At 64.0% G+C, this 19,098-nt stretch carries 18 protein-coding genes, 1 pseudogene and 1 riboswitch; of the genes and pseudogenes, 11 read left to right on the plus strand and 8 right to left on the minus strand.

The genetic code is table 11. The features are described 5' to 3' along the window. Positions 1–5 precede the first annotated feature (5 nt). From METH_RS12170 to bioB, 8 genes are all read right to left on the minus strand, one after another. Entirely contained in the window at positions 6–971 is a 966-nt protein-coding gene (locus METH_RS12170; protein WP_024090778.1) for an ABC transporter substrate-binding protein, read from the minus strand. A 393-nt stretch (positions 972–1,364) separates the two neighbouring features. Next, positions 1,365–2,333: an ABC transporter substrate-binding protein gene (locus METH_RS12175; protein WP_024090779.1), complete on the minus strand. Its 969-nt coding sequence runs from the start codon at positions 2,331–2,333 to the stop codon at positions 1,365–1,367. Between the two features lie 183 nt (positions 2,334–2,516). Then, positions 2,517–3,308, minus strand: coding sequence for a malonyl-ACP O-methyltransferase BioC (gene bioC, locus METH_RS12180; RefSeq protein ID WP_024090780.1), 792 nt, complete (start codon positions 3,306–3,308; stop codon positions 2,517–2,519). Then, entirely contained in the window at positions 3,305–3,922 is a 618-nt protein-coding gene (locus METH_RS12185) for a pimeloyl-ACP methyl esterase BioG family protein (RefSeq protein ID WP_024090781.1), read from the minus strand. The genes bioC and METH_RS12185 overlap by 4 nt, the downstream gene beginning before the upstream one ends. A 2-nt stretch (positions 3,923–3,924) precedes the next feature. After that, a complete protein-coding gene (gene bioA, locus METH_RS12190; protein ID WP_024090782.1) occupies positions 3,925–5,220 on the minus strand; it encodes an adenosylmethionine--8-amino-7-oxononanoate transaminase in 1,296 nt (431 codons plus the stop codon). After that, positions 5,217–5,933, minus strand: coding sequence for a dethiobiotin synthase (gene bioD / locus METH_RS12195; RefSeq protein WP_024090783.1), 717 nt, complete (start codon positions 5,931–5,933; stop codon positions 5,217–5,219). Before bioD ends, bioA begins: the two co-directional genes overlap by 4 nt. 14 nt (positions 5,934–5,947) lie before the next feature. Further along, a complete protein-coding gene (locus METH_RS12200; RefSeq protein WP_024090784.1) occupies positions 5,948–7,087 on the minus strand; it encodes an 8-amino-7-oxononanoate synthase in 1,140 nt (379 codons plus the stop codon). Further along, positions 7,087–8,064 carry a biotin synthase BioB gene (gene bioB, locus METH_RS12205; protein WP_024090785.1) on the minus strand — a complete coding sequence of 326 codons (978 nt, stop codon included), beginning with the start codon at positions 8,062–8,064 and terminating at the stop codon, positions 7,087–7,089. Before bioB ends, METH_RS12200 begins: the two co-directional genes overlap by 1 nt. A gap of 214 nt (positions 8,065–8,278) precedes the next feature. After that, positions 8,279–8,407: riboswitch (TPP riboswitch) on the plus strand. A gap of 132 nt (positions 8,408–8,539) precedes the next feature. Here bioB and thiC point away from each other — a divergent pair. The 11 genes and pseudogenes from thiC (at position 8,540) to METH_RS12260 (ending at position 18,922) form a co-directional block, all read left to right on the plus strand. After that, a complete protein-coding gene (gene thiC, locus METH_RS12210) occupies positions 8,540–10,366 on the plus strand; it encodes a phosphomethylpyrimidine synthase ThiC (protein ID WP_024090786.1) in 1,827 nt (608 codons plus the stop codon). Next, positions 10,363–11,331 (plus strand): FAD-dependent oxidoreductase, encoded by a 969-nt coding sequence (locus METH_RS12215; RefSeq protein ID WP_024090787.1) that lies wholly within the window; start codon positions 10,363–10,365, stop codon positions 11,329–11,331. The genes thiC and METH_RS12215 overlap by 4 nt, the downstream gene beginning before the upstream one ends. Then, complete coding sequence (gene thiS / locus METH_RS12220) at positions 11,300–11,497, plus strand: sulfur carrier protein ThiS (protein WP_024090788.1); 198 nt, start codon at positions 11,300–11,302, stop codon at positions 11,495–11,497. The genes METH_RS12215 and thiS overlap by 32 nt, the downstream gene beginning before the upstream one ends. Before the next feature lies 1 nt (position 11,498). Next, a complete protein-coding gene (locus METH_RS12225) occupies positions 11,499–12,266 on the plus strand; it encodes a thiazole synthase (RefSeq protein WP_024090789.1) in 768 nt (255 codons plus the stop codon). Then, a complete protein-coding gene (locus tag METH_RS12230) occupies positions 12,266–12,859 on the plus strand; it encodes a thiamine phosphate synthase (protein WP_024090790.1) in 594 nt (197 codons plus the stop codon). The genes METH_RS12225 and METH_RS12230 overlap by 1 nt, the downstream gene beginning before the upstream one ends. Further along, positions 12,856–13,824, plus strand: coding sequence for a HesA/MoeB/ThiF family protein (locus tag METH_RS12235; protein ID WP_024090791.1), 969 nt, complete (start codon positions 12,856–12,858; stop codon positions 13,822–13,824). The genes METH_RS12230 and METH_RS12235 overlap by 4 nt, the downstream gene beginning before the upstream one ends. After that, on the plus strand, positions 13,821–14,525 hold the full coding sequence (thiD, locus tag METH_RS12240; protein WP_024090792.1) for a bifunctional hydroxymethylpyrimidine kinase/phosphomethylpyrimidine kinase: 705 nt from the start codon (positions 13,821–13,823) through the stop codon (positions 14,523–14,525). Before METH_RS12235 ends, thiD begins: the two co-directional genes overlap by 4 nt. Positions 14,526–14,746: 221 nt before the next feature. After that, positions 14,747–15,847: pseudogene (locus tag METH_RS12245) on the plus strand (IS5 family transposase). A gap of 205 nt (positions 15,848–16,052) precedes the next feature. Beyond that, on the plus strand, positions 16,053–17,960 hold the full coding sequence (locus tag METH_RS22705; protein WP_156927484.1) for a calcium-binding protein: 1,908 nt from the start codon (positions 16,053–16,055) through the stop codon (positions 17,958–17,960). Positions 17,961–18,014: 54 nt separating this feature from the next. Further along, positions 18,015–18,269: a hypothetical protein gene (locus METH_RS12255; protein ID WP_044008412.1), complete on the plus strand. Its 255-nt coding sequence runs from the start codon at positions 18,015–18,017 to the stop codon at positions 18,267–18,269. A 131-nt stretch (positions 18,270–18,400) separates the two neighbouring features. Then, a complete protein-coding gene (locus tag METH_RS12260; RefSeq protein ID WP_044008413.1) occupies positions 18,401–18,922 on the plus strand; it encodes a hypothetical protein in 522 nt (173 codons plus the stop codon). The last annotated feature ends 176 nt before the right edge of the window (positions 18,923–19,098 follow it).

Consider the following 19,098-nt stretch of genomic DNA (forward strand, 5'->3'; position numbering starts at 1 on the left):
AGGGCTCACTTGATCGCGGCGTCGACAACCGGGCGCCACTTGGCCTCATTCTCGGCCATCCAGGCAGCAACCACCTCTTCGACCTTGCCGCCGTCCACATCAATCGCCCCCATCATCGGCTGCTGGTCTTCCACAGCCAAAGTGTAATTCGACAGGATCTCATAGGCTGCAGGCCAGGTTTCCTCAGTGCCGGACCAGGCCGCCTTGAAGATGCGCGAGGGCGAGAAATCGCAGTCGTTCACCGCGTTCGGGTTCGGGCCCCAGGCCGGATCAGTGAAACAGGCCTCTTCGCCCGGCGGCAGATCGACAAATTTCACATCATAGGCCGACATCGCCCAATGCGGCTGCCAGAAGGTGACCAGCAGCGGCGTCTTGCGTTCAGTCGCAGCGCGCAGTTCAACGATCAGAGCGGCCTCAGAGCCCGCAGGCACGGCCTTGAACGGCAGGTCCAGCCCGGCCATGCGGTCAGCGCCCGGCGTGCCCCAGTCGGCGGGGTAATCCACCAGGCGGCCATTGGGCAGGGTTTCCGCGGTGGCGAACTGCATCGCGCAGTCCCTCAGCGCTTCCCAGGCCGGCAGGCCGGGGCACATCTCGGCCACATGGGCCGGATAGGCGATGCCTTCGCGCGCGTTCAGCTCCAGATCGCCGAGTTCGACCACGGTGCCCTCTTCGATCTTCTTGGCATATTCATCCGAGACGTTCGACGACCAGATTTCCAGCGTCGCGTGAATGTCGCCATCGGCAATCGCCTGGAACTGGTTCATCATCCCGGCCGAGACAAATTCCACGTCATAGCCCGCGGCCTCCAGCATACCGGCGGCGATATGGGTGGTCACATGCTGTCCGGTCCATTCGTTGACCGCCAGCTTGATCGGCTGGCTGGTATCGCCGAGTTCCGCCGCCGAGGCAAAACCCGCAGCAACCGTCATCGAGGCAGCGCTCAGCGCCAGCGCATATCCTTTGAAGTTCATTGTTCTACTCCCTGTCAGTGGTCTTGCGCCGCCGATTGTCCGGCTTGGCGCCTGTTTTGGAACCCGGCGGTTCATGGCTGCCGCTGGCCTTGCGGCTGGTCTTGGTGCTGTCAGCAGGCGCCCATGTTCCAAGTGTGGCCGGGGATAATGCAAGTATTGGAACATATTGCGACGGTTTGTCGAGCAGATGCGGCAGGAAACGCGAAATATTCCGATTGCCGCTTTAAGTTCTTGTGCAAGCAGACAAGTTCCGGAAGCACCCTGCTCGGCGCAACTGACGCCTGCATCCGGCATAGCCCGGCCGCGGATACCGCTTCAAGGCGTTCCGCACAAACAACAGCAGCGCCCCCGCCTGGGACGGGAGCGCTGAAACCGGAAACCGGGTCTGGCGGGTCAGGACCGGCCCTTGCCGGTGGCCTCCTCGACAATCGGCATCCACTTGGCGCGGTTCACTGCCAGCCAGCCGCGGGCCGCGCCCTGCGGGGTTTCGCCCCGGACATCCACCAGCCCGATCAGCGGCTGCTGGTCCCAGATGCTCAGCTCGTAGTTCTTCAGGATCTCATGGGCTGCCGGCCAGCGCGCCTTGAAACCGGACCAGCTCGCCTTCATCACCCCGCCGCGGTAAAAGTCGCAATCGCCGGTGGCCTTGGGGTTCGGGCCCCAGGACGGATCAGTGAAACAGGCAGGCTCCGGCTTGGGCAGGCGCAAAAATTGCAATGCATAAGATGACATGGCCCAATGCGGCGCCCAGAAGGTGGCGATCACCGGGCGCTTTTCCCTGTAGGCGTTCTGGAATTGCTCAACGATCGCGGCCTCGGAGTCAGCGGCAACCACATCAAACGGCAGGCCCAGCGCCCGGATCCGGTCCGCCCCGGGCGACCCCCAGGATTCCGGATAGGCGACGTAGATACCGCGCTTGCCCTTGCCATCTGCCGAGAAGATACCTGCGCAGTCGCGCAGCGCCTCCCAATCCGGCAGGCCGGGGCACATCTGCGCCACATAAGGCGGGAAAACCACACCATTGCGGGCGTCCAGCCCCATGTCGCCCAGCTCCTCGACGCCGCCGGCATCGCGCGCGGCGTAATAGTCCTCCGGGCCGCTGGTGGTCCAGATCTCCATCAGCGCGTGGACATCCCCTGCGGCCAGCTCGTCATAAATGGCGGCCGGATCCGACTCCACGTATTCAACGGTATAGCCCGCCTCTTCCAGCATGCCGCCGGCGATGTATGTCGACAGATGCTGGCCGGTCCAGTTGTTCAGCGACAACCGGATCGGCGTCCCCGCATCCCCCATGTCGGCTGCGTGAACAGCCCCTGAAACCGCCAGCGCCCCCAGCGCTGCCGCAAACGCTTTGAATTTCATTAGCGTCACTCCCGTACTGCCAGTATTTCCATGCGCCGCACCCCCGGGCACGGCTCTGCATCCGGTATAGCGGGCGGGAGTTGACAAAGGTTAACGCGCGGCCGGAAGCGGCAGCCCTATGGCGGGGAAAAAACCTAAAACTTGCCTCAACCGCGAGGCGCGCGCTCTGGCTGCCTTGGCCGGTTAGCCGGTCCTGCGCGCCGCCAGCAGCACCGGATCGTAGGTCAGCGGCAGCTTGCCGCCCCGGCCGAAGCGCTGCCGGTAGCTGTCCTCGAATTCCTGCAGCCGCCCGCGGCTCCAGCTTTGCTGGGCGTGGCCGTTGACGCCGGTCCGGCGCAGGTGTTTCAGCAGGTCCAGGGCGGTATCGAACTCCAGCACTGCCGGCTGCTGCCTGACGGCCTGAATCTCCACCCCTTCCGGCAGCATGGACGGCCATTCCCCGGCATCCAGATAGCTGGGTGCGGCGGCGGCCGACCCCAGCGCAGCCAGCTCGCGGAACTGGTTGCGGCCAAAGCCGGACAGCGCCAGCCAGCCGCCGGGTTTCAGCCGCGCCGCCAGCCGGGCCGTCAAGGCCGGCAGGTCCGCGATCCACTGAACAGTCGAGGCTGAGGCGATCAGGTCAAACTGCTGCGGCAGCGGCAGGGTCTCGACAGCGCCGGCCTCAAACCGGGACTGCGCCGGGGCTGCGTCCCCCAGCGCCTGCAGCACCTGTGCGGCCTCCGGCACCAGGTCATTCAGCAGCAGGCTGCCGGCCGTGAACCGCTGCAGCAAGTGCCGGGTCAGATGGCCGGTGCCGCAGCCGAACTCCAATACAGCCTCGAACCGGCGGGGCGCGCCCTGCGCCTGCAGCAGACCGGCAAGCTGCGCTGCAATGTCCGCCTGCACGGATGCGGTGCCATGATAGCTTTGCAGCCCGCGGCGGAAGCTTTGGCGCACACGTCCCTGATCCAGCTGAGGCGGCAGCGTGTCTTTCACTGGAACAGCTCCTCCCAGTGCGTGAAACGGTCAAATGGCGCATGCGGCGCATCCAGGTGCGAGACGTTCTGCCCTGCCCAGGCCCGTGCCAGGTTGGCCGGCGGGAATATCTTGTCGCCGGAGCTGATCCAGACGCTGTCAAAACGGATCTGCGGCGCATCCCCGCGGCGCTCAACCGCCAGGAGCTCCGTACGGCGCGCCTCCACGTCCAGCGCCTCGGCCTTTTGCGCAGCGCCGAACACGCGGGTCAGAAACCTTTGATAGCCTTCCAGGCTCAGCGTCTCAAGTGTCCTGCGGAAGACCGCAGGCGGAATGCCCGCGCCGCGGTTCACCGGCTTCAAACTGCCGTTCACCGCCGCCTTGCGCCGGAACGGGTCGGGCCGCCCCAGCTGCCAATGGCCATAAGAGGCGACGCCGAAAGACCAAGCCAGCAGGCTGACCTGCTGGTAGCCGGACAGGTCCGGCAATTCCGCGTCCAGATCGGTGTAACCGCTGGCAAACAGGATGTCCTGCGCGCCGTCCAGATGCCAGAACACCTCCGGCCCCACAGCCCAGCCGCCGAAGACCACGATGGCCTCGGCCGCACTGTTCTGTTTGAGCCAGCGGAATTCCATCGCTACAGCTCCCGCGCCAGCCGCAGCATGCCCGCGGTGATTTCGCTCAGCTGATCCGGGGACGTGATGAAGGGCGGCATGGTATAGATGTTCTTGCCGAACGGGCGCAGGAAGACGCCCACGTCATGCGCCCGGGCATGGGCTTCGTCCGCCGAGACCGCGTGCGTCATCTCGATGACACCGATCGCGCCCAGAACCCGCACATCCGCCACATTCGGCAGATCCCGCGCAGGCGCCAGTTCAGCCAGCATCTGATCGCCGATCGCGGCAACGGTGCCGCGCCAGTCCTGCCCGGTGAGCAAATCCAGCGAGGCCTTGGCCGCCGCGCAGGCCAGCGGATTGGCCATATAGGTCGGCCCATGCATGAAGATCCCGGGATTGCCGCCGCCGACCCCTTCGGCGACGCGGTCGTTCGTCATGGTGCAGGCGAATGAGATATGCCCGCCGGTCAGACCCTTGCCGAGGCAGATGATGTCCGGCTCCACGGTGCAGAACCCGGTCGCGAACAGCTCCCCCGTGCGGCCGAAGCCGGTGGCGATCTCGTCAAAGATCAGCAGGATGCCCAGCTCATCACACAGGGCACGGGCCTGGTTCAGATATTCGGGATGGTAGAAATACATGCCGCCGGTGCCCTGCACCACGGGTTCCAGAATGAAGGCGGCGATGCGATCTGCGTTGGCCTCCAGCACCGCGCGCAGCGCGCCCAGCCCGTTTTGCGCCGGATCATTCACCCAGTCCTCATGGATGCGGATCGGCGGGCGGCTGACGAAATGCTGCACGCTCAGCGCGCCCTGGAACAGGTGGTGCATGCCGGTGTCGGGGTCGCAGACGCTCATCGCCTTCCAGGTATCCCCGTGATAGCCGGAGCGGATGGTGGCAAACTCCTTGCGCCCGGGCTGGCCGATGGCGTGCTGGTACTGCACTGCCATTTTCATCGCCACCTCGACCGAGACTGAGCCCGAGTCGCAGTAGAAGATGCGGCTGAGGCTTCCGGGCGTGATTTCCAGCAGCTTGCGGCCAAGATCAATGGCAGGATCATGGGTCAGCCCGCCAAACATCACATGCGGCAGGGTGTCGAGCTGGTTGTGGATGGCTTTGGTGATCGCCGGGTTCCTGTGGCCGTGCATCATGCACCACCAGGACGACATGGCGTCGATCAGCCGGGTGCCATCATCGAGGGTGATATGCACGCCCTCCGATTCCTTGACCACAAAAGTCGGGCCGGGTTTGGCGACGTTGGTGTAGGGGTGCCAGAGGTGCTGCTGGTCGAACTCCAGCTGGGTGAGCTCCGCCGTCATGCCGGATCTCCCTTGCTCAGCGCCTCGCGGATCAGGTCGAGGTTGATATTCTCGGCAAAGGTCGTGGCCAGCGCCTCGGCGCCCTCTTCGGGGCGCGTTGCGCCTGGACCGCCCGCAGCCGGGCCGCCTGCGTCACTTCCGACACCCGGTGCGCTGCGCAGCGTCTCGATATAGGGCAGCCGCCCCAGATGCGCCGCCTTGCCGAACTGGCAGATGGTTTCCTCCACCTCGGGTTCCGGGTTGCCGATGAAGGCCACGCCCACCACGTCGCAGCCTGCATCCCGCAGTGCCTTCAGCGACAGCAGCGTGTGGTTGATCGTGCCCAGCTGGGTGCGCGCGCACAGGATCACCGGGGCGCCCCAGCGCGCAATCAGGTCCAGATACAGCGCGCGCCGGTTCAAGGGCACCATCAGCCCGCCCGCGCCCTCGGCCACCAGCACGCCGTCCACTTGGGGCAGTTCCAGCGTGTCCGGGTCGATCTCTGCCTCCTCGGCCTCGGCCGACAGATGCGGCGAGGCGGGCAGTTGCAGCAGATAACCTTCCGGCAGCGCCGGGCGGCCGGACAGGCGGGTGACGATCTGGCTGTCGGTTTCCTCTTCCAGCCCGGATTGCACGGGTTTCCAATAGGTGGCCTCCAGCGCCTGCACCAGCCCGGCAGAGAAGATGGTCTTGCCGATGCCGGTGTCGGTTCCGGTCACGATCAGCGTGTTCATGGGCGTCATGGACGTCATGGGCTTGCCTCCAGTTCGCGGGCGAGGTCTTCGAACATCGCGGTGATGACCTCTGCCCCCGTATTCAACGTGATCGACAGCCGCAGCCGTGCGGTGCCACGCGGCACTGTCGGCGGGCGGATGCCGCGAATGTCATAGCCCTGCGCCTGCATGGCCGCAGCCAGCCCCATTGTGCGCTTATCATCACCGATCACCACCGGCAGGATCTGGCTTTGAAAGCCCTCCAGCCCGCACAGGCGTCTGGCCTCTGCTTGGGCATGGGTGATCCCCTGCCACGCCTGATCGCGGCGGGCGGGGTTCTGCTGCAGCTCCTGTAAGGCCGCGCGCACCAGCGCCGCGTTCAACGGCGACGGCGCGGTGGCAAAGATGAACCCGCGCGCCTTGTTGATCAGCGTCTCGATCAGCACTTTCTGGCCGCAGATCAGCGCGCCGGACGCGCCCAGCGCCTTGCCGCAGGTGTGCAGGGACAGCACGTTGGGGCGGTTGGCTATGCCATGCGCCAGCCCGCGCCCCAGATCGCCGAAGACGCCGGTGGAATGCGCCTCGTCCACCACCAGCACGGCACCCTCGGCATCCGCCAGCGCCATCAGCGGTTCCAACGGGGCCTGATCGCCATCCATGGAATAAACGGCCTCAACCGCGATCCAGACCTGTCCCGTGCCGCCACCTGCGCGCCAGTCGCGCAGCACCCGCCCAGCGTCAGCAGCATCGCCATGGTCAAAGCTGCGTGTCTCGGCGCGGCCCAGCCGCATGCCGTCATGGGTGCTGGCATGGATCAGCGCATCATAAAGCACCAGATCGCCCTGCTGCGGCAGGGTGGCAAAGATCGCCTGATTGGCGGTGAAGCCGCCGCCCATGAACAGCGCCGCCTCGGTGCCGAAAAACGCCGCTGCCTCAGCCTCCAGCCGCTGGTGTTCGGCGTCATTGCCGCGCAGCAGGCGCGAGCCGCCCGCGCCCACCGGCACACCGCGCGCCAGCGCGTCAGAGGCGGCGGTGCGCAGCACGTCGCTGCCCGCCAGACCCAGATAGTCATTGGAGGCAAAGTCATGCCCGTCCCGCGGCATCAGCTGCCGGAAGCGCCCGCGGCTGCGCAGCGCTTCCAGCGACTTTTCATGCCTCGGGAAGGCGCCCGCCATCAGCGGCTGCCGTCACATCCCACCGCCATTGCGGTGATGCCCAGACGGTCGAACAGCTGCTGGTCCTTGTCCTCTTCCGGGTTGTCGGCGGTCAGCAGCGTGTCGCCGACAAAGATCGAGTTGGCACCGGCAAAGAAGCACATCGCCTGCATCTCGTCCGACATGTCGGTGCGGCCTGCGGACAGGCGCACGTGGGATTTCGGCATCAGGATGCGGGCCAGCGCCACCGAGCGGACAAATTCGATCGGGTCCAGCTTTTCCACATCGGCCAGCGGCGTGTCGGCGATCGGGATCAGCATGTTGACCGGCACCGAGTCGGGATGCGCTTCCAGCGTTGCCAGCGCCAGCATCATGTCGATGCGGTCCAGCTGCTGCTCGCCCATGCCGACGATACCGCCGGAGCACACCTTGATACCCGCCTCGCGCACCCGGTTCAGGGTGTCGATCCGGTCCGCGAAGGTGCGGGTGGTGATGATTTCGGAGTAGTAGCGCTCGGAGGTGTCGATGTTGTGGTTGTAGTAATCCAGCCCGGCATCGCGCAGGCGGAACACCTGTTCCTCTTCCAGCATGCCCAGGGTCATGCAGGTTTCCATACCCAGATCCTTGACGCCCTGCACCATCGCCTCAAGTGCCGCCATATCGCGGTCCTTGGGCGAACGCCAGGCGGCGCCCATGCAATAGCGTGTCGCGCCGCCTTCTTTGGCTTTCCTGGCCTCGGCGATCACCCGCTGCACCTCGATCAGCTTGGAGGCCGACAGCTGGGCACCGTTGCGCGCCGACTGCGAGCAATAGGCGCAATCCTCGGCGCAGCCGCCGGTCTTGATGCTCAGCAGCTTGGATTTCTGCACCTGGTTGGGGTCGAAATACTGCCGGTGCACTGTGTGCGCCTGAAACAGCAAGTCCATAAAGGGCTTGTTGTAAATCGCTTCCGCTTCTTCGCGGGTCCAGTCGGTGCGGATGGGTGCAGCGTCCAGCATGCTGTCTCCTGTTCTCGTATACCTGTTGGCCATGCGCGGATGGCGTTGCTGGTTTTTATAGATAATTTCATGACCCGCGATCAAGCATCAAAGCTGCGCCGCAGCGATTTGCCCCGCAATTTAACCAACACACCACACAACGCCATGATTTTAATAAATAAAAATAATCTACAAAGATTCCGGTTGACGCGCCCCCTGCGCCTCCCCTACCCCTAAAGCCACGCAGGGGAGTCCCGCCAAGGGGACTGAGAGGCGTCATGGTGCGGGGCAACCCGAACCGGCGGCGCGACCCTTTGAACCTGACCCAGTTGATACTGGCGTAGGAAGCAAGGACGCGCCTTTTGCCCCCTGTCCCCGCGGGGACAGCCGTTTGAAACGGGCGCACTCCGGTAAAGCAGGCCCCGCGCCTGCCGGTTTCCCAAGCCACACCTCATCTGGTGTCTTTTCTGAGTTTTCGGCTTTGAGGAGCACCACAATGAACGTCCCCAATCCCAAGATCACCACGGGCGCCTTGCCCGCGTCGCGCAAGATCTACGTCAACGGCGAGGTCCACCAGGACATCCGCGTGCCGATGCGGGAAATCTCCACCCACCCCACCGCGGGCGAAGCGCCGCTGCCGGTCTATGACAGTTCCGGCCCCTATACCGACCCCGACGTGCTGACCGATATCCGCCAGGGCCTGCCGCAACTGCGCCGCCAGTGGATCGAAGCGCGCGGCGATGTCGAGACATACCAGGGCCGCGACGTGAAACCCGAGGATAACGGCTTTGTCGCGGGCGACCGGCTGACGCCTGAATTCCCGGTTAAACCTGCCCCCTTGCGCGGCAAGGAGGGCGCCGCACCGACCCAGCTCGCCTATGCCCGCGCCGGCATCATCACCGCCGAGATGGAATACGTCGCGATCCGCGAAAACCAGCTGCGCGAACTGTCGCCCTGCCACGGCACGCGCGACGGCAATGATTTCGGCGCCAATATCCCCGACTACGTGACGCCGGAATTCGTGCGGTCCGAGATTGCCGCCGGCCGCGCCATCATACCGGCCAACATCAACCATCCGGAAATCGAGCCGATGATCATCGGCCGCAACTTCCTGGTGAAGATCAACGCCAATATGGGCACCTCCGCCGTCACCTCCTCGATGGAGGAAGAGGTCGACAAACTGGTCTGGTCGATCCGCTGGGGCGCCGACACGGTGATGGACCTGTCGACGGGCCGCAACATCCACAACACCCGCGAGTGGATCGTGCGCAACAGCCCCGTGCCGATCGGCACCGTGCCGATCTATCAGGCGCTGGAAAAGGTGAATGGCATCGCCGAGGACCTGACCTGGGAAGTGTTCCGCGACACGCTGATCGAACAGGCGGAACAGGGCGTCGATTATTTCACCATCCATGCCGGCGTGCGGCTGCACATGGTGCCGATGACGGTGGAGCGGGTGACCGGGATCGTGTCGCGCGGCGGCTCGATCATGGCCAAGTGGTGCCTGCACCACCACAAGGAAAGCTTCCTGTACGAGCATTTCGAGGAAATCTGCGACATCTGCCGCCAGTATGACGTCTCCTTCTCGCTGGGCGACGGTCTGCGCCCCGGCTCCATCGCTGACGCCAACGACGAGGCACAGTTTGCCGAGTTGGAAACCCTCGGGGAACTCACCAAGATTGCCTGGGCCAAGGATTGCCAGGTGATGATCGAAGGGCCGGGCCATGTCGCCATGCACAAGATCAAGGAGAACATGGACAAGCAGCTGGAGTGCTGCCACGAGGCGCCCTTTTACACGCTTGGCCCGCTGACCACCGATATTGCGCCGGGCTATGACCACATCACCAGCGGCATCGGCGCCGCGATGATCGGCTGGTTCGGCTGCGCCATGCTGTGTTACGTGACGCCGAAGGAACACCTCGGCCTGCCCGACCGCGATGACGTGAAGACCGGTGTCATCACCTACAAGATCGCCGCCCATGCCGCCGATCTGGCCAAGGGGCTGCCGGGTGCCCAGCGCCGCGACGATGCGCTGTCCCGCGCCCGGTTCGAGTTCCGCTGGGAGGATCAGTTCAACCTGTCGCTGGACCCGGATACAGCGCGGGAGTTCCACGACCAGACCCTGCCCAAGGAAGCCCACAAGGTGGCGCATTTCTGCTCCATGTGCGGGCCCAAGTTCTGCTCGATGCGGATCAGCCACGACATCCGCGCCGAAGCGCAGAAGGAAGGCATGGAGGCGATGGCCGCCAAGTTCCGCGAGGGCGGCGAGCTCTATGTGCCGGCCGCCGAGGCCGCAGCGGCCAAGACGGAACCGGCGGAATGATCACCATCGCAGGCGCGGGCCTTGCCGGCCTCGCCTGCGCCTATGAGCTGGCGCAGCGCGGGGCGCGGGTCACGGTCTATGAACGGGGCGAAACCCCCGGGGCCGGCAGCGTCGCGCGCTTTGCCGGCGGCATGCTGGCGCCCTGGTGCGAACGCGAAAGCGCCGAGGAGCAAGTGATAACTCTCGGCAGCCGCGCCTTTGATTGGTGGGCCAGGGTCACGCCGGTGCACAGGCGCGGCACGCTGGTGGTGGCGCCTGTCCGCGACCGGGCGGAGCTGACCCGCTTTGCCCGCCGCACCACGGGCCATCGCAGCGTCGGCGGGGCGGAGATCGCGGCGCTGGAACCGGTGCTGGCGGGGCGGTTCGGGCAGGGGCTGCTGTTTGAGCGGGAGGCGCATCTGGACCCGCGGCGCGCCTTGCGCGATCTGAGCGCCAAGGTGCAGGAAATGGGGGGTGACATCCGCTATGGCACCGCTGCCCCGGCGGGTGTCACACTGGATTGCACCGGCATGGCTGCGCCCCTGCCCGGTCTGCGCCCCGTACGCGGCGAAATGGCTGTCCTGCACTGCCCCGAGGTGGAGATCAGCCGCACCCTGCGTCTCTTGCATCCGCGGATGCCGCTGTACCTTGTTCCCCGCGGGGACGGGCATTTCATGATCGGCGGCACCATGATCGAAAGCAGCTCGGACCGGGCCATCAGCCTGCGCTCGCTCAGTGAGCTGCTGAATGCCGCCTTTACCCTGCATCCTGCCTTTGCAGAGGCCAGTGTGGTAGAGACCGGCGCAGGGCTGCGCCCGGCCTATCCCGACAACCTGCCGCGGCTGACCGAACAGGACGGCACGCTCTACCTGAACGGGCTTTACCGCCACGGCTTTCTGCTGGCGCCCGCGATGGCGCAGCAGGCCGCGGACCAACTGTTACCGGAGACATCGGATGAAAATCATCGTGAACGCCAAACCGCATGAGATATCCGCAACCGACCTGAAAGCGGCGCTGCACGAGCTGGGCTTTGCCTGCTCGTCCGTGGCGACTGCAGTGAACGGCACTTTTGTGGCCCGCGGCAACCGCGAAACGGTCCAGCTTAGCGAAGGCGACAGGCTGGAAGTGCTCGCCCCGATGCAGGGAGGCTGAGATGCAATTCTACGGAACAGATATCAGCTCCCGCCTGCTCCTGGGCACAGCGCAATACCCATCGCCTGCCATTCTGGCGGAGGCGGTGAAATCCAGCGGCTCCGGGATCATCACCGTCAGCTTGCGCCGGGAAAGCGCTGACGGCTCCGGCGCCGGCTTCTGGGACGGCCTGCGCGAGACCGGCTGCCGGATCCTGCCCAACACCGCAGGCTGCCATTCCGTGCAGGAGGCGGTGACCACCGCCCATATGGCGCGGGACCTGTTCGGAACGCCTTGGATCAAACTGGAGGTGATCGGCCATTCGGACACGCTGCAGCCGGATGTGTTCGGACTGGTCGAGGCGGCGCGGATCCTGAGCGATGAAGGCTTTCAGGTCTTTCCCTACACCACCGAAGATCTGGTGGTCGGCGAGCGGCTGCTGCAAGCGGGCTGCGAAGTCCTGATGCCATGGGGCGCGCCGATCGGCTCCGGCCAGGGATTGCGCAACCCCGATGCCCTGCGGGCGATGCGGGCGCATTTCCCTCAGGTGCCGCTGATTGTCGATGCCGGCATCGGGCGGCCTTCGGATGCTGCCCAGGCAATGGAGCTTGGCATGGATGCGGTGCTGCTGAATACCGCCGTCGCCAAAGCCGGCGACCCGGCCCGGATGGCTGCGGCGATGGCGCAGGCAATTGAGGCCGGGCGCGCGGGGTATGAGGCCGACCCGATGGAGCGGCGCGACATGGCGGTGCCCTCAACCCCCGTTCTCGGTTTGGCGGAGTTTGCATGATGGACCGTTTTTACCTGATCGCCAGCCACGTCGGCCGGCTGGAGCTGCTGGTGCCCCATGGGGCCAAGCTGGTGCAGCTGCGCATCAAGGATGAGCCTGAGACCGAAGTACGCCGCCAGATTGCGCGGGCGCGGGATTTCTGCGCAGTGCATGACGCCCAGCTGGTGGTGAATGACTTCTGGCAGGCGGCGCTGGATCTGAACTGCAACTTTGTCCACTTGGGGCAGGAAGACATGGACAATGCCGACTTTGCCGCGCTGCGCCGCAAAGGCGTGCGGTTTGGCTTGTCGACGCATGACGAAAGCGAGCTGGAGCGCGCCCTGTCCTTCGGACCTGCCTATGTGGCGCTGGGGCCGGTTTATCCGACGCTGCTGAAAAAGATGAAATGGGACCCGCAGGGGCTGGAGCGGGTGACGCGCTGGAAGCAGATGGCCGGGGAGACTCCTCTGGTCGCGATAGGCGGGCTGACGCCCGAGCGGCTGCCAGGGGTGTTTGCTGCAGGCGCCGACAGCGCGGCGGTAGTGACCGACATTCAGCTGGCTGATGACCCCGAGGCCCGCACCCGCGAATGGGTTGCGGCCTGCCGCGCATGAGCCGCTACGCGCGCCAGATGATCCTGCCAGATGTTGGCACTGAGGGTCAGGAACGGCTGGCCCGCGCGCATGTGCTGGTGGTCGGCGCCGGCGGGCTGGGCTGCCCTGTGCTGCTCTATCTGGGCGGCGCCGGGGTCGGCCGTATCACCGTGATGGACGGTGATACGGTGGAGGAGAGCAACCTGCACCGGCAGGTTCTTTATACCATGGGCGACCTTGGCCGGCCCAAGGCAGCGGCCGCGCGGCGGCACCTGCTGGCGGGTAATCCGTCGCTGCAGGTGACAGCGCAGGTTGCGCCTTTGGATGCAGCCAATGCTGCCGGGATGGTGGCGGCAGCTGATCTGGTGGTGGATGCAGCCGACAGCTTTGCGGTATCTTATGTCCTTTCGGATGAATGCCGCCGGCAGGGCAAGGTGCTGATCTCGGCCTCTGCCTTGGGGCAATCGGGGTATGCCGGGGGATTCTGCGGCGGCGGGCCGTCCCTGAGGGCGGTGTTCCCGGACCTGCCTGCGCGCGCAGCGACCTGTGCAACCGCGGGTGTCATGGGCCCGGCGGTCGGCATGATCGGCGCGCTGCAGGCGCAGCTGGCCCTGAAGTCCCTGCTGAATCATCAGCCGTCCCCGCGGGGACAGCTGTTTATTTTCCGGCTGGAGGACCTGCAGGTGAGCAGTTTCCGCTTTGACGGGGCCGATGAGCCGGAGGGCGCCCTGCCCTTTGTCGCGGCCTCGCAAATCACCGCGGCGGATACGGTGATCGAACTCCGCGATGCCGCCGAGGCGCCCGGCCTGCCCGCCCCCCGCGCCCGGCGGATTGCCCGGGCGGATCTGCTGGCGGCGGAACTGCCGCACAAGGGGCGGATCGTTCTGTGCTGCCGCACCGGCCTGCGCGCCTGGGCGGCGGCCGCGGACCTGAAGGCTGCGGGTTACGGCAACCTCGCCCTGCTGGCCGCAGGGCACAGCGCATGACTGTGATCCTGGCAATCGGCGGCACCGACAGCAGCGGCGGCGCCGGCCTGACCCGGGATACCGCCATGGCAGCCGGCCTTGGGACGGCAGTGCGCCCGGTTGTAACTGCGGTGACGGTGCAGACCGATGATGCGCTTCTGGCCATTCATCCCAGCCCGCCGCAGGCTGTTGCGGACCAAGCGCGCGCTGCCCTGGCAACACCGCCCGCACCCGGCGCCGTGAAGATTGGCATGCTGGGATCTGCCGGCGTGGCGGAGGCAATTAATGACGCCCTGCCCGCAGGCCTGCCCATCGTGCTGGACCCGGTGCTGAAAGCCTCTTCCGGCGGCAGGCTGATGGCGGCCGGCGGCTTTGGCGCCTTGCTGCAGCGCGCCGCCTTGGTCACGCCGAATCTGGCGGAGCTTGAAGTGTTATCCGGCTCGGCCGGCAGCATGGATGCGCAGGCGGCGCAGCTGCTTGCACAGGGGGCACGTGCGGTGCTGGTCAAAGGCGGCCATGGCACCGGCGCTGAAAGCATTGATGTGCTCTACACCGCCGAGGGCGCGGCAACGCCCTTTGCCGCGGCGCGGCTGCCGGGTTCCAAACGCGGCACCGGGTGCAGCCTGGCCACCGCGATCGCCTGCCGCTTGGCCAGGGGGGACACCCTGCCGGAGGCCTGCCGCCGGGGCAAAGCCGCCGTCCACCGCTGGCTTGGCTGCTGAAGCCTGGCAGGTCGCTGAGGGACGGTTCTGCGGCCGGGCCGGGGCGGCGCCGCCCGGCACGTATTTCTTGGTCCGGCCGGGGAGCAATCCTGCCCCCCATTGCCGGCCTTCGTCTTGGCGGAAGCGCGGAGGTCAACACGGCAATAGCATGTCATCCTGGCTTTGCTGCACAGATTGCGTGAAGGATTCACTGTGTGCATCCAGCGTGATAGCTGGAGGGCATGAGCCGTCGGGGCCCGGCGAAGTGCAAGACCACGAACTGGCCGTCTTGCAACACAGCACTGAAGCAACGCGGATCGCTGCCGATCTGGTTTGATCCCGAGATGGCCTGGACGCCGCCGCCGAGCGGCAGGCGCGGACGGCAGCGAAGTTTCACTGATGCGGCAATCCAGACCTGCCTTACCCTGAAGGTCCTGTCTGGCATGCCTTTGCGGCAAACCACCGGCGCCGTGCAATGCTTGTTGCGGCTGGCCGGGCTGGACTGGGCGGCACCGGATTTCAGTACCTTGCGCCGCCGCCAGAAAACGTTGAACGTCAGCCTGCCATATCGCGGCGGCAGCGGCCCGCTGAACCTCCTCACCCCCTCTCATGGTTTGCTAGCAAACCACTGCCGGGCAGCGGACAGCACCGGCATCAAGGCCGAGGGCGAAGGCGAAGGCGCGTGGAATGCCCGTGAACATGGTGGCCCCAAGCGGCGCATCTGGCGCAAAATACACATCGGGATCGGCGCAGAAACGTTGGAGGTTCGAACGGTCGAGGCCACCATCAGCAACATCGGTGATGCGCCCATGCGGCCCGGACTACTCAACCAAATTCCACCCGATCAAGACATCGGATCAGTCACAGCCGATGGAGCCTGTGACACCCGTAAGTGCCACGATGCAATTGCCGCGCGCAGCGCGCATGCCGTCATTCCTCCGCGCAAAAACGCCAAACCCTGGAAGCCGGCAAGCGCGGGTGCCATCGCACGGACCGAAGCTCTACGGGCCGCAAAATACCTGGGCCGCGCCCTATGGCGACGGTTGACTGGATACCAGCGCCGGCGCCGCGCCGGGATATGAGGAGGGTCTGAAAGTGATCGGGGGGATCATTTTCCCGGCGATTGGATGCATTGTGCAAAGCTGCTGGCGCAAAGCCTCATGGCGCGGGGCTCCGACCGCCAAGTTGCGGAAATCCAGGTCCGCATTGCCGTCCTTAATCGCGATACTGCTCTTGGCATACCTGTTGCCGAGCCCGCAGGGGGAAACCGTCCGGGGAATGGGGAAGTATGGACACATCCAGATTTGTGCAACAAAGCCCTGGGGATACATAAGACCCTATAGCCGCCGCTGGCGGTACGGCTGTAGTTCCCTAGGGAAACAGACCTAAGGTTCAAAGCTTGGTGGGGGCAGCGGTGTGTCTTTTTCCTACACCCGATGGAAGCAGTCCCTAATGGCCCATCTAATTCTTGTGTTAACCACTAATTGTAGTGTTAACTACGTAAGGAATTTACTCAGCTAGGTATAGAAAGTTATAGGAAAGCCCTCCATGGTCACTCGTACGTCGTCTCAGGGGCTCGCCCCCCAAGGTTCACCGATTCTTGTTACTGAGGAAATTTCCGGCTTCTCGGCCGAACCTGCCGTTTGCGGGCTGGCAGGTGGGGGCTTTGTGGTCATCTGGAATGAGCGGGATCCGGATCTCCGCAGCAATGCGCTCTTCGGGCAGCGGTTTGACGCGTCCGGCGCCGCTGTCGGGGATGAATTCCTGATCACCTCCAACCCATGGGGGAACGGTTCTGTCGTTAGTCAGCCAGACGGCGGTTTTGTGGTGGCCTGGGCGGGCAGCGACCAGGAAACCTATGTAGAGGACATCTTTGGTCAGCGTTTCGGCCCGGATGGCACGGCGCAGGGCGAGGCGTTCAAGATAAGCTCAAGTTCGAACCCCCAGCAAATCTCTCCTACGCTCGTCAGTCTGGAAGAGGGCGGTTTTACCGTGGCCTGGATGTCGGGGGAATTTGTCTTTTCTGAAGGCGAAGACAACACATATTTTGACGTCCACTTCCGCACGTTTGATACCGACGGAGTTGCGGTGGGCGAAATGGAGAAAGTGGCGTCCCCAGACGGGGCTCTCGAGATGGCCCCCTACCTGTTCAGGCAGGCGGACGGCACTTTAGCCTTGCGTTACGTCAACTATCCCTCGGATGGCGGTGACTCCGGTTATTACGGGCTTCTTTTGGACGGGAGCGGCACACCGATCGGAACAGAGTTCCGGGTTGAGCCCATCGTATCTGCTACTTTCTCCGCCTTGTGGTCAGAATACAGCATATCGCTGTCTGGCGGAGAAACAGCCAGCTCTCGTCATTACAGCAATCTCAGTTGGGATGGCTTCGAGGGCTTCGCCGTTTCGCTGATAGATGCGGAGACTGGCTTTGAATTGGAAGAAGTTCGCATTCCCGAAAGCAATATGGTCGTAAGAGATATAGCACCTTCCATCGCCGCGCTGGCGGATGGCGGGCTTTTTGTCACTTGGATGACCGAAAACGAGGAGGCCGATAACACTGACCCCTATAACAAGGTGGTCGACATTTTTGCTCAGATGTATGACCTGAACCAGGTTTCTACCGGGGACGTGACGGTTTCCGGCAGTGCAGTGCAAGGCCAAACGCTGACCGTTTCCAACACGCTGGCAGATGCGAATGGGCTGGGTGCCATTACCTACCGTTGGCAGCGAGATGGCGAAAATATTAAGGGTGCGACTGGCGAAACTTACACGCTGACCCCCCGGGACTCCGGGGCGGAGATCGCGGTTATGGCCAGCTATACCGACGGTATCGGCACAGTGGAAACAGTGGTAAGCACGGCGACCTCACCCGTTAAAGGGAACATGGTACTGACCGGGGATGCGGGGGACAACGAACTGACAGGCGGCCGCTTCGATGACCGGCTGTCAGGCGGTGCCGGGGACGATACCCTGATAGGTCGGAAGGGCGCAGACAAGCTGAATGGCGGCGATGGCACGGACAGTGCCTCGGGCGGCGCTGGAAACGACACCCTGAGAGGGCATGGAGACGGCGACCATCTGACCGGCAATGGCGGCGACGATCTGCTTCAGGGCGGGCGCGGCCACGACAGTCTCCTAGGCGGTGCCGGCCATGATAGTATTGAAGGCGGAAGTGGCCGCGACCGGATCGAAGGCCAGAAAGGCGGGGACGTGCTTGCTGGCGGAACGGGCAGAGATAACTTCGTTTTCAATCGCGGGGACGGCCACGATACCATCACCGATTTCGAACTGGGCATTGATCAGATCGAAATCGGACGCGGAGCGTCGCGGTTGCGCCAACTCGATTTCGAGCAGCAAGATGACCACGTGGCCATCAGCTTCCGCAATGTCGAAATCACCGTCGAGAACACGACCGTGGACCAACTGCTGGGCGGCGACCATTTCATCTTTGCCTGAGGGTGCTGGGACTGCCGTAGGTTCTTAAGGGTACTCTGCGCTGGGGCCATTACATTGGCTTTTGTCGATCTTCTCGCGCCCATAGAGGTCGAAGGCATCTGCGAGGGTGTGCGCTGGCGGTGCCGCGTCGGGCTGAATGACTGCCCGGTAAAGCATCGGGTCGCCTTGGCGCTGGGCGATGTCTTCCGCCAGTTCTTCCCTGACCACTTCATCACCGCCACGGGCAGCTTCAAGCAACCGCTGCGCTTCCTGCTGGGCTTGGGGGCGAGTTCTGGCCTACAGTGGAAAAGTATGCCGCCTATGTGGTGACTTTGCTTGCTGCGTTCCTGGCCTTAAAAGGCGTTTCAAATTAAATACAAAGCAATGTTCATCTTGCTGAGAAAGCGCGCCTTGCTAGGCTTGAAGCTGCCCAATGCACGCTGCCGCTTGCTTTGACAAGTTTGATTGAGATTTCGGGCAACCGTATTCAGGCAATTGCCACTGGCCATCTCACCCCAAAACCAGGCTTAGCTTGGGAGCTAACAGGCGGGGATATAGAAGCCATCAAGGAGTGTATTGAGCTCTCAGTTGGCCGCGAGAAAACATACCTGAAACAAATACCTCTTCTATATCAAGCCCTTATGTCAAGGTGGGCCGATCAAAGTCCTGAAGACCTGTACTCGATGCGTAGCTTGCCAATTGGCGGAATGTGGAGAGTGCAGTTTCTTTTTTACAGCATTGAGGATTGGCTTGTTCTTAAAGTGCTTTGTGAAGCACTTATGGACTACGCACGTGGTGGCAAGTTGACGGCCACTTTTGAGGACCTTGACGAGAATATACTGAAGGGAATGGGCTGGATAAACAACGGATCCTCGAAGTTCTCCGGGGGGATATTATTGATTAGCAACCCTCAGTTCAAAGAGTTTGTGGACAGCAGAGAGGGGGTAAGGATTGTGAGGCCTGAAAAGCCGGTTTGGACCTAGGGCTCCCAGCGCGGATAGCGGCCTGCAGTTTCAGTTCTTCCAAGGCTCACCGCGTGGGTTAACCCTCCACCCGACACCCAGAAAAAACTCGGCAAAAGGGGCGATAACATTTGCAGTGTGAGCCAGCACTGCCTCAGCCCCTTTTCTGCTGGTTCTTATTGTATGTCGGTAGCGGT

This window comes from Leisingera methylohalidivorans DSM 14336 (genome assembly GCF_000511355.1).
Taxonomy (GTDB): Bacteria; Pseudomonadota; Alphaproteobacteria; order Rhodobacterales; family Rhodobacteraceae; genus Leisingera; species Leisingera methylohalidivorans.